The sequence below is a fragment of the Kitasatospora sp. NPDC101235 genome (genome assembly GCF_044767505.1).
Lineage (GTDB): Bacteria > Actinomycetota > Actinomycetes > Streptomycetales > Streptomycetaceae > Kitasatospora.
In genome coordinates this window covers 56,827-67,238 of the sequence record NZ_JBIWNZ010000040.1, presented here as the reverse complement: position 1 = coordinate 67,238, position 10,412 = coordinate 56,827, and the positions used below count along the sequence as shown (strand labels likewise).

Genomic DNA, 10,412 nt, shown 5'->3' with positions numbered 1-10,412 from the left:
CTTGCGACGCCGCTCGGCCCAGTACGACTCCAGAGCCGGGTCGTCCGGAGACGCCCTGCCCTTGACCAACTGGTGCCGGACGATCTTTGTCCAGGAGAACTTGAGCAGGTAGGCGCCGCTGACGCGGTCGCCGAACACCCATCGGTCCTTCCTGGCCTTGTTGAACCGGCCGAAGTACTTGCTGGAGATCCAGTGCTTCGGCTTGTTCGGGTGGCTGTGCTTGGCCCACTTGTAGGCCAGCTTCCACATGTAGTTGTCCAGCGCGGTGAAGACCTCGCTGGACACCACCGTCCGGTAGTAGGCCGACCAGCCCCTCACGATGGGGTTGATCTTCTTGAGCACGGCCGCAGCGTTGGCCCCTCGCAGGGCCAGCATCTCGGTGTGCAGCCGTTCCCGGATCCGTCGTTGTGCCGCTGTGCTCGGCTTGATCAGCAGTTTGCCGTGATACCGGCGGACGTTGAACCCCAGGAAGTCGAACCCGCTCTCCGCGTGGACGATGCGTGTCTTGTCCTCGTGGAAGGCGAGCCCCCTGGGCGTCAGCCATGCGGCCAGCCGTTCCTTGACCTGTTCGGCCTGCTCACGGCTGGTGCACATCGCGACAAAGTCGTCTGCGTACCGCACCAGCACGGGGCTCCCGCTCTGTGCGCTGCCGGCGTCTCTGCCGGTGGTGTAGTAGCGGACCCCTGCGGTTTCCTCCATCCCGTGCAGGGCCACGTTGAAGAGCAACGGGCTGATCACCCCGCCCTGCGGAGTTCCCTCCTCGGTCGGGGCGAACCGACCTCGATCCACAACCCCGGCCTTCAGCCACTGCCGGACCAGTCCCCGGGCGGGGAAGGTGCCGAGCGCGGTCATGAGCCTGTCGTGGTCGATACGGTCGAACGCCGCCGTCAGGTCCGCGTCGAGCACCCACACACGTTGCGGGTTCTTCCCGTTCAGCGTGGAGTAGATGGCCCCGATCGCGTCGTGACAGCCGCGGCCGGGCCGAAAGCCGTACGACTTCGGCTCGAACCGCGCTTCCCACTCGGGTTCCAGCGCGCCCAGTGCCACGGCTTGCAGGCACCGGTCGACGATCACGGGAATCCCGAGTCCGCGCTTCTTCGTGGTCCCCGGTTTGGGGATGAACACCCGCTTGACGGGCTTGGGAGTCCAGGGCCGGGCCTGGTGCTGGACCCAGTGGGCCAGCGCGGCCTTGGACTGGGCGAGCAGCACCACCTGACCGTCGACTCCCGCCGTCGCGCGTCCCGCGTTGATCTCCGTGACCCGCCGCACGCTCAGGAGCGCGTTCGAACGGGAACGGAGCATCAGCTTCTGCAAGTTGCGGACCTTCTTCAGGTCCCCTGCCTGCGATGCCGTGAAGATTCTCTGCCGCAGACGCCGTACGTCCTCCTCGGCCCGGCGCCAGTCGATCGACGCCCAGTCCAGGTCTTCGCCCTCGGGTCCGTTCACCATCGCGGCGGCAGTCGGAACGGCCAGGACCGCTCCGTCCGCATCCGTCATGGCGTCCAACTTGCCCCTCGGTTCCGTCGTCCTTGTCCAGTGAGTCCGCACAGGCTCACCCGGCCCACGTCAGCACCCTTTCGGGTCCAGGCAGCAACCTGTATCCGGACGGTTATGCGGGGCGACCGGCGGAGAGGCCGGCCATGCTGCCCCGGGTTCCCGTTTCCTTTCGGCTTCCGGCATTGGCTTCTTGGGCCATCCTGTTCCCGCTGGGGAGTTGAGCCTTCCTTACAGTCAGCCGACCGGGCCGCGACGGCCCGGACCCCAACGGGGTTTCCACGTTCCACACGAATGAGATACGACCGGGGTGGGTGCTCCCTTTACCCCGAGGCGGCGGTGTCCACCTGGCCAGAGTGACCTCTACCGGCCAGCGCCTGCCGCTTCTCAGCGGCCAGCCATGCACCCCGCTGGTGCTTTCCATCGGCGGGGCTTGGGATCACGAGGCATCATCGGGAGTTCACTTGCGTTCACCCGTCCGGTCTTCCCCTTGCCGGTAACTCCCGGATGGAACGGGAGTCCTTGGGCTTCCCCCTGGGCTTCGCACCACGCCGTTACCGGCATCGCACGCCAAGGGCGGGGACGGGTCATACGGACACGGACCCGTGACTGCACCTACGGCCCCACCATCAGCCGCCTCTCCAATCGGTCAGCCCACTCAAATTCGTGCAACTTCGTGTCGCACGATCGCCCTCCCAGTGGCCGGGGACGGCCCGGTCCTCGGCCTCGGCAGGGCGCTCGCGGATGGAGACCGCGTCGCGGATCTGGCCGCGGGCCTGGCCTGCGGTGGTGGAGTTCTTCGATCGCCGCATGGTGTGCCGCCTGCGCAGGTGGGCGATGAGCTCCTTCTTCAGAACGCCGCGGGCCTGGATGAACAGGCTGCGGTAGATGGTCTCGTGAGACACGTACATACCGTCCTCGCGTCCGTGGTGGCGGGCAAGCCATCCCGATATCTGCTGCGGTGACCAGTCGGCGGCCAGCTTGGCCGCGACCAGATCGCGCAGTGGCGGATTGCCTTGCAGCAGACAGGGTTTGGGACGGCGAGCGTTGTCCCAGGCCCGCTCGTCAGCGTCCGCCGCCCGGTACTTCGCCCGCCCGCCGTGGCGGCCCACTTCGCGACCGACGGTCGACGGCGCCCGGCCCAGCCGCTCGGCGATCGCGCGGAAGGACTCGCCACGGGCCAGCCCGCGGGAGATCTCTTCGCGCTCGGCCAGCGTCAGGGTGCCGTCGGCCCGCTTCCGCTCAGCGGGGACGAAACCGCCGTTCGCCTTCACCACCCCGTGGATCGAACCGGGCACCTTCCCCAGCGCACGGCCGATCTCACTGAGAGACTGCCCCTCCTTCCACCGCCGCCAGATCTCCCGCTTCTGGGCATCCGACATCCCCGGACGTCCGATCCTCGCCACCCGCAACACCTCCGGCACCTCTTCTACCAGGGATGTTGCACCGACCGGTTGAACCCAGGGAGTATACGAGTGGCGAATTCCGCAGGGAGATAAGGAAGTTGAATCTGAGGCAGAGCATCGGACGAACCGGCATATGCTACGATAACGCCGCAGCCGAGAGCTTCTTCGGCTTGCTGAAGGCGGAGATCGGCACCACCGTCTGGGAGAGTCGCGAGGCCGCCCGAGCCGACGTATTCCACTTCATTGAAGTCGAATACAACCGCACCAGGCTCCGCAAGCACCCTGAGTTCGGATACCTCACCCCCCCTCGAAATCCGAGCCAGGCTGCAACACGACTTCACCCCGGCAGCGTAAGAACCCGCTGTCCAAGATCAGGGTGGAACTTCAATCGGACTTCACACGCCCGCCAGCGTCCACTTCGGCACCGCCGAAGAGATCCGTGACCAGCGGGCCCTCACCCTCGCCGAGGCCTACGCACGGCACCCCGAACGCTTCGGCCGCCGCCCCAGACCACCCGAGATCCCGAAGACGTCATGGATCAACGACCCAGCCAAACGCAGGGAACCCGCACCACAAACCTCATAACGTCACAACCGTCTCACTGGACTTGAAATCTTCCGACCGACTCCACGGGGCCACATGTGGGTGAGCACTTCATGTGGCAAGTACAGCATTGCCTGGACAGGCCAACGGTCAAGGCCACCGTCCGCTGCACGCCCACGATCCCCGGAGCCCATCGAGCCAATCGTCTTCCCAAGTACTCCTACCTTCGACCGGTTCGGGCTCCCCGGCACGTGATCGAGCGGAGTACCAAGAGCGCCGTGGTAGACAGGCTTGAACTACGCGATCGGGCCACCCAGCACGATGGTGTCAGCGGAATGCACGTCAACTCGGCTTCCGGAAAGAGAAGTTATGGCCTAAAGTCACATCCGGAGGGAGCAGGACGCGACGAAGGCAGAGAAATTTTGAGTGGGGGTCACCCGGCACGCCGGCGGCAAGCTCTTTCCGCCCCGGACCGGTTGGAACTGTGGGTGCGCAGCGGGGGGAGGTGCGCACTGTGCAACACCTATCTGTTGGAAGGGCCCTTGTCGGGGCGCACACTGAACCTGGGCGAGGCGGCGCACATCATCGGGCAGAGTACCGGCGTGCGCTCGCCGCGAGGCAGTCACCCGCTGAGCCCCGCCCTGCGGGGCAACGTGGACAACCTGGTCCTGTTGTGCCCCCGTGACCACGCCGAGATCGATGCGCAGGGTGCCCTGGACGTCTTCACCGTCGAGCGGCTCCGGCGGGTGAAGCAGGACCACGAGGACCGCATCCGGCACGTGACGGGGCTCGGCCGGGACCGCTCCACCACCGTGGTACGGGTGGCGGGATCGGTTCACGGACGAGCTGTCGAGTTGTCGAAGGATGCGGCCGCCCTCGCCGTGACCGCGATGGTCCGCTTCCCGCGGTTCCTGAATTCCTATGCGCGCCATGGGTATAGAGGTCGACCTGCAGCAGGTTCCCGGCGAGTTCTGCGACCCGTCCCAGGACGCGCAATCCGCGGCCGCGAGCAGCCGCAGCTACTATCGGTACGCGGTCAAGGTCATCGACGACGTGATCAGGCATCAGTTGAGGGAGGGGATCGAGCGCGGCGCGGTACAGCACGTCAGCGTCTTCGGATTCGCGCGGCTGCCCCTGCTCGTGCATTTGGGATCCGTGCTGGACGACACCGTGCCGACAGATGTGTACCAGCGTCACCGGACCGAGCAGTCGTGGACCTGGCCAGTGGAGGCGGGCCCAGCGGCAGAGTTCGCGGTGAACGTGGACCACGACGCGCCCGCTGAGGACGAGGCCGTGGTGATCGTGAACGTCTCCGGCACGATAGTCCGGCATGAGGTCCCAGCCGAACTCGCCGTTCTGCGCCGCTACGAGATCGGCCCGGTCGGCGTGCCGGCTCACCCGGACATCCTGCGGCAACAGGCATCCCTGCAGTCACTGGAGACCACCCTGCGGGGCTTCCTGGCGAGTCTGGAGACTGGGGCGAAGAACCTGCGGCGCCTTCATGTCCTGCCGGCCGTCCCCATGTCCGCAGCGGTGACGCTGGGCCGCGTGCACCATCCGCAAGTGCATCCCGAGTTGGTGATCTACGAGCGGTTGGCAGGACGGTACGTTGCCACGTTGGAGGTGGGCCGGGCGACCTGCTGACGCACCCGGTGGGCTTCATCGCACCTGCTGCGCCAGGTCAGCGTGGGTGATGAAGCGGTGAGCAGGTTGGACTCCGGTATGGGGCTGGACGCACAGGTGGGTCCCGGAGACCGGGTCACGCATTTGCGTGCCCAGGAGGTTGACCAAGGTCGCCGTGGTCGCGACCAAATCGGCGGCGGAGCCGTGGAACGTGGGTACGGAGCAGCCGCGGACCGGCCGCAGCTCGTCCCCGGGCGCCGGCTCGGTCCACAGGCCGTGGTAGGGCTCGAGATCCGGCGCGGCCAGGACGTGCCGGCCGACTGCCTGGTCGACGTCGCTGGGGCACCAAGGGGCAGCGGGGGCGACGAGGATGAGGATTCCCAGTGAGGCGCTGCGTGTGTCCACTGCCATCTGGGCGAGCACCGCTCTGCGCTGGGGGCGCTGCGCCAGCTGGTCGAGGAAACGTCCGACGGTCACGCTGACGGTGGCATCGAGGACGAGGTCGGCATGGTCCGCCGCTTCCAGCAGTTCGTGCGAGGGAGGCTGCACGACGATGTCGATGGCGACGTCGTCCCGGATGCCGGCCAGCCGTTGGGCCAGGGCATGGGCTTTGGGCATGCCGATCTGGTCCTCAACGTAGTTCTGCCGCACGAGGAGGCCACCAGTGATCCGGCGAGCTCGTCAACCAACACTTGGTGGATCTGACGCACCCTGGATGCGGGGCAGTCACGTTCCTACCGGACGTTGTTCCTTCGCGGCCGCCTCGGTCGCCATGTCGGTCACCGACTCGTCGGCCTCCGCGACGTGCCGGGTATTGATGCCCACCCGGCTCCGAATCGACATGTCGCTCGTGTCGACCAGCCTCGAAAGGTCGTCGTTGGTCAGCACCTTGGCCGGCTGGTAGTGACCGAGGGCCAGTATGCGAGAGCCGATCACAGCTCGAATCCCCTCTTCTGACAGTGGCTTGCTCCGCGAGGCCCGCGAAGGACCCCTTTTGGATCACCGACACCGCGAGCCGGCCGTCCCAGGTAGAGGTGCGTCATTCCCGTCCGGCCCCAGCCGGGGCGGCGTGGTGATGCCGAACTCCCGGCGCAGTACGGACAGGGCCGCGAGGTAGCCGGACATGCCGTGCACGCCCGGCCCGGGCGGAGTGGCGGCCGAGCACAGGTACACCCCGGGGAGCGGGGTGCGGTACGGGTCCAGCTGCGCGGTGGGGCGCAGGATGCTCTGGACGAGCGTCGCCGCCCCGCTGGCGATGTCGCCGCCGACGTAGTTGGGGTTGTACGCCTCGAACTGCCGGGCGCTCATGCCGCGCGCCTCGAGCACGGTGTCGCCGAAGCCGGGTGCGAAGCGCTCGATGCGCGCACGGACGAAGTCCACCGGGTCCCGGTCGTCGCCGTGCGGCACGTGGGCGTAGGCCGAGACCGGGCGCTTGCCCGGGCGGGCCCGGGTGTCGTCGACGGCGGCCGGGTCGACGAGCAGGACGAAGGGCTCGTCGACGGCGACGCCCCGGGCGGTCAGCGACTCCGTGCGGTAGACCTCCGCCTGGTTCCCGCCAAGGTGCACCGTGCCGGCCCGGCCCAGCTCCGGATGAGCCCACGGGATGGCCTCCGACACCAGGAAGTCCACCTTGGCCGCGCCGGGGCCGTAGCGGTACCGGGCCAGCCGGCGCACGTAGCCGGGCGGCAGGCGGTCGCCCGCGATGCCCAGCAGCCCCTTCACCCCGGTGTCCAGCAGCACGGCGCGGGCGCCGCCCAGCTCGGACAAGTCGGTGATGGTGCGGCCCAGCTGGAAGGTGCCGCCGTGGGCGGTGATGTCGGCGGCCATCGCCTCGGCGATCCGAACGCTGCCGCCCCGGGGGACGGGCCAGCCCGTGCTGTGGGCGAGGTGGCCCAGCAGCACGGAGACCACGCCGGCGGCGAGGCTGGGCAGCCGGCCGATGCCGTGCGCGGCGACGCCGGCCAGCAGGGCGCCGGCCTCCTCGGTGGCGAACCGCCCGCGGGCGAGCGCGGTGCCGTGCGCGAGTGCCCGGCCGGCCATCAGAAACGGGGCCGCCCAGTCGTCCGGCAGGGCGCGCCCGCCGGACAGCGCCAGGTCCACGATGCCCGTGCTGTGGGCCACCAGCGGCTCCATCAGGCGGCGCCAGCGCTTGCCGTCCAGGCCGAGGAGGTCACAGGTGACGTCGAGATCGCGGTGGGCCAGTGCGGCCCGGCCGCCGTCCAGCGGGTGCGCGTAGCCGATCTCGGGCTGGATGAGCTCCACGCCCCGCACGGCCAGGTCGAACTCGCGGAAGAACCGGGACGCCGCGGCCATCGGGTGCACCGCCGAGCAGATGTCGTGCACCACCTCGTCACCGAACAGCGAGGTCGTGCGCAGGCCGCCGCCCAACCGGTCGGCGGCCTCGTGGAGCACGACGCCCAGTCCGGCGCGCGCCAGCGTCACTCCGGCCGCCAGACCGTTGGGGCCGGTCCCCACGATCGCGACGTCGGGTCCGTTCATCGACTGGCGGGCCAGGCGACATCGGTCTCGACCGAGGCGGAGTAGTCGACGCCGGGGACGCTGAAGCCGTACAGCTGCCGGACGCTGCCCCGGAACCAGTCCAGGTCGGCGAGGTCCGTGATGGTCTCGGTGGTGGCGGCCTGCCAGCGCTCGGCAACGGCATCCTGCACCTTGTCCGTGAGCTCCCAGGTGTCCAGCCGCACCCGGCCCTCCTCGTCCGTCTCCAGCGGACGCACGCCGGTGAGCTGGTCCCACAGCTCCGAGAGCTGGTCGACCGGGGAGACCATGTCGCCGCCGAGGACGCCCCGCAGCAGGCCCGTGTACAGGGCGATGCCGGGGATGGCGGTGGAGGACTGGGTGACGGCGGCCCCGTTGACCGAGGTCACCGCGCGCCCGCCGCAGAGCTCGCCCAGCCGCGCGTCGAGCGTCCGGGCGGTCCGCTCCAGGTGGGCCTTGGCCGCGCCGATGGTGCCCTGCCGGTAGATGTCGGCGGTCAGCGGGGAGCCGATGTACGAGAGGGCCGCCGTGCTGAAGCCCTGGGCGAGCAGCCCGCGGCCAGCCAGGTGGGACACCCAGCGCTCCCAGTCGGTGCCGCCCATCACGGCGACGGTCTGCGCGATCTCGTCCTCGTCGGCCGGCTCGGTCGACACCTCGCGGACGTCCGGCTTGCCGTCCTCGTCGAAGACCAGGGTCTGGGTGCGGGCGGTGGCGCCGATCGGCTTGAGGGCCGAGGCGTAGGTGACGCCCGTCTCGGGGTCGGTGCGACGGGGGGCCGCCACCGAGTAGATCAGGTGGTCGAGCCGGCCGAAGCGCTCCTCGATCAGGTCGGCGACCTGGTCCTTCATGGCGTCGGAGAACGCGTCGCCGTTGAGGAAGTGCATCTCCCGCCCGGCCTGCTCGGCCAGTTCGGCGGTCGCCGCGGTGCGGTACCAGCCGGCGGTGCCGGTCCGGCGCTCGGTCGGCGCCTTCTCGAAGGAGACGCCGACCCCGCGGATCCCGGCGCGGGCGAGCCCGGCGACGGTGGCGGCCAGTCCGTAGCCGGAGGAGGAGCCGATGACGAGGGCCACCGGCGCGTCCTCGCCGAGGACCTCGGCGGGCCGGGCGGCGACCGAGCGCCACATGTCGTTCACCAGGCGGGTGCAGCCCGCAGGGTGCGCATCCAGGAAGAGGAAACCACGGTTGCGCGGAGTGATGATGCGTTCGCTCATGAAACAGTCCTTGACGTGACGGCGGGCATGGTCCCAAGGCCCGGACGGAGCATACCGAAGGCCCGATCCACGTAGATCAACGGAGATTCCGGGGAGTTCGTCCGCTGAGCATCCGTCACCGACCCGAGGATCAACAGGTGGTCGCCGCCAGGGACGGTCCGCGCCACGTCGCAGGCGACCCAGCCGAGGCAACCGGCCAGCCGCGGCAGCCCGCTGTCGGTGTGCCAGTGCGCGCCGACGAAACGGTCCACGTCGCGCCGGGCGAAGCGGGTGGCCAGCTCCTCCTGGGAGGCGGCCAGCAGGTTCACCCCGAATCGTCCCGACCGGATGATCTTGGGGAGCAGCGTGGAGCCCTCGCTCAGCGCGAGGGTGACCATCGGGGGGTCGAGGGAGAGGGAGGCGAACGCGGTGACCGTGGTGCCGTGCGGCGCGCCCTCGTCGAAGGCGGTCACAATGGTCACCGGGCCGCCCACGCCCGCCATCACGTCCTTGAAGCTGGTCTCCGCCACGGCGGTGGTCATGCGCTGCACTGCCGCTCCCCCGCCTGCTCATTCCAGAATTGCGCCGCACAGCGCAGGAACGCGTCGTTGGCCGCGGCCTCCCCGATGCTGACCCGCGCGCCCTCGTCCGGGAACGCCATGACGGACACCCCCGCCGCGGCGCACAGGCCGGCGAACTCCGCGGTGCGCTCGCCCAGGCGCAGCCACACGAAGTTCGCGTGCGTGGCCGCGACGGTCCAGCCCTGGGCCGTCAGTTCCCCGACGACCCTGGCGCGCTCGGCCGTCAGCGCCGCGACGCGCTCGTGCATCGCGGACTCGGCGCGCAGCGAGGCGACCGCCGCGTCCTGGGCGAGCTGGCTCACCCCGAAGGGGACGGCGGCCTTGCGCAGCGCCGCGGCCACCGGCTCGTGCGCGACGGCGTAGCCGACCCGCATGCCCGCCAGTCCGTGCGCCTTGGAGAAGGTGCGGAGCACGCAGACGTTGGGGCGGTCGCGGTAGAGCTCGACGCCGTCCGGGAGGTCCGGGTCGTCGGCGAACTCGACGTACGCCTCGTCCAGGACCACCAGGACGTCGGCCGGCACCGCATCCAGGAACGCCTCCAGTTCGGCGCGGCCCACGCCGGTGCCGGTCGGGTTGTTGGGATTGCAGACGATGACCAGCCTGGTCAGCTCGGTCACGGCCCGGGCCATGGCCTGGAGGTCGTGCCGTTCGTCGCGGGTCAGCGGCACCTGGACGGGTACCGCGCCGACGAGCCGGGTCATCACCGGATACGCCTCGAAGGAGCGCCAGGCGAAGAGGACTTCGTCGCCCGGGCCAGCCGTGATCTGCAGCAGTTGCTGGGTGACGCCGACCGAGCCGGTGCCCACCGCGATGTGCGCGGCCGGGACGTCCAGCCGGGCGGCGAGTTCGGCGATGAGCTCGCGGCACCCCATGTCGGGGTAGCGGTTGGCGTCCCCGGCGGTAACCGCGAGCTGCTCCAGGACGCCGGGCAGCGGCGGGTAGGGGCTCTCGTTGGCAGCCAGTCGGTGGACCGGCGCCGTCCCGGCGGGGACCCGGGCCGGAGTGTAGCCGGGGACGGCGTCCAACGCCGGGCGCAGTCGGGGGCGGGTGGTGCTCGGCATCATGCCTCTTCCGTGGTC

At 69.7% G+C, this 10,412-nt stretch carries 9 protein-coding genes and 1 pseudogene; 2 read left to right on the top strand and 8 right to left on the bottom strand.

Features of this window, described 5'->3' with window-relative positions; genetic code table 11:
- On the bottom strand, window positions 1–1,497 hold a 1,497-nt coding region (ltrA, locus tag ACIRRH_RS39215), incomplete at its 3' end, for a group II intron reverse transcriptase/maturase (RefSeq protein WP_403077393.1).
- A 626-nt stretch (window positions 1,498–2,123) separates the two neighbouring features.
- Entirely contained in the window at window positions 2,124–2,876 is a 753-nt protein-coding gene (locus ACIRRH_RS39210) for an IS30 family transposase (protein WP_403077391.1), read from the bottom strand.
- Window positions 2,877–2,932: 56 nt separating this feature from the next.
- Here ACIRRH_RS39210 and ACIRRH_RS39205 point away from each other — a divergent pair, with 56 nt between their 5' ends.
- Window positions 2,933–3,343, top strand: coding sequence for an integrase core domain-containing protein (locus ACIRRH_RS39205; protein ID WP_403077388.1), 411 nt, complete (start codon window positions 2,933–2,935; stop codon window positions 3,341–3,343).
- Window positions 3,344–4,373: 1,030 nt separating this feature from the next.
- Window positions 4,374–5,087: an SAVED domain-containing protein gene (locus tag ACIRRH_RS39200; RefSeq protein ID WP_403077387.1), complete on the top strand. Its 714-nt coding sequence runs from the start codon at window positions 4,374–4,376 to the stop codon at window positions 5,085–5,087.
- A gap of 15 nt (window positions 5,088–5,102) precedes the next feature.
- Here ACIRRH_RS39200 and ACIRRH_RS39195 read toward each other — a convergent pair whose 3' ends face one another.
- The 6 genes and pseudogenes from ACIRRH_RS39195 to ACIRRH_RS39170 form a co-directional block, all read right to left on the bottom strand.
- Window positions 5,103–5,717, bottom strand: a complete 615-nt coding sequence (locus ACIRRH_RS39195) for a hypothetical protein (protein ID WP_403077385.1) — start codon at window positions 5,715–5,717, stop codon at window positions 5,103–5,105.
- A gap of 81 nt (window positions 5,718–5,798) precedes the next feature.
- Window positions 5,799–6,002 (bottom strand): annotated as a pseudogene (locus ACIRRH_RS39190) (3-oxoacyl-ACP synthase); the annotation flags it as partial.
- A gap of 63 nt (window positions 6,003–6,065) precedes the next feature.
- Window positions 6,066–7,565 (bottom strand): phytoene desaturase family protein, encoded by a 1,500-nt coding sequence (locus ACIRRH_RS39185; RefSeq protein ID WP_403077383.1) that lies wholly within the window; start codon window positions 7,563–7,565, stop codon window positions 6,066–6,068.
- Complete coding sequence (gene fabV / locus ACIRRH_RS39180; protein WP_403077380.1) at window positions 7,562–8,773, bottom strand: enoyl-[acyl-carrier-protein] reductase FabV; 1,212 nt, start codon at window positions 8,771–8,773, stop codon at window positions 7,562–7,564. Before fabV ends, ACIRRH_RS39185 begins: the two co-directional genes overlap by 4 nt.
- Window positions 8,770–9,294: a flavin reductase family protein gene (locus ACIRRH_RS39175; protein WP_403077377.1), complete on the bottom strand. Its 525-nt coding sequence runs from the start codon at window positions 9,292–9,294 to the stop codon at window positions 8,770–8,772. The genes fabV and ACIRRH_RS39175 overlap by 4 nt, the downstream gene beginning before the upstream one ends.
- Window positions 9,291–10,397 carry a pyridoxal phosphate-dependent aminotransferase gene (locus tag ACIRRH_RS39170; RefSeq protein WP_403077375.1) on the bottom strand — a complete coding sequence of 369 codons (1,107 nt, stop codon included), beginning with the start codon at window positions 10,395–10,397 and terminating at the stop codon, window positions 9,291–9,293. The genes ACIRRH_RS39175 and ACIRRH_RS39170 overlap by 4 nt, the downstream gene beginning before the upstream one ends.
- Window positions 10,398–10,412 lie beyond the last annotated feature (15 nt).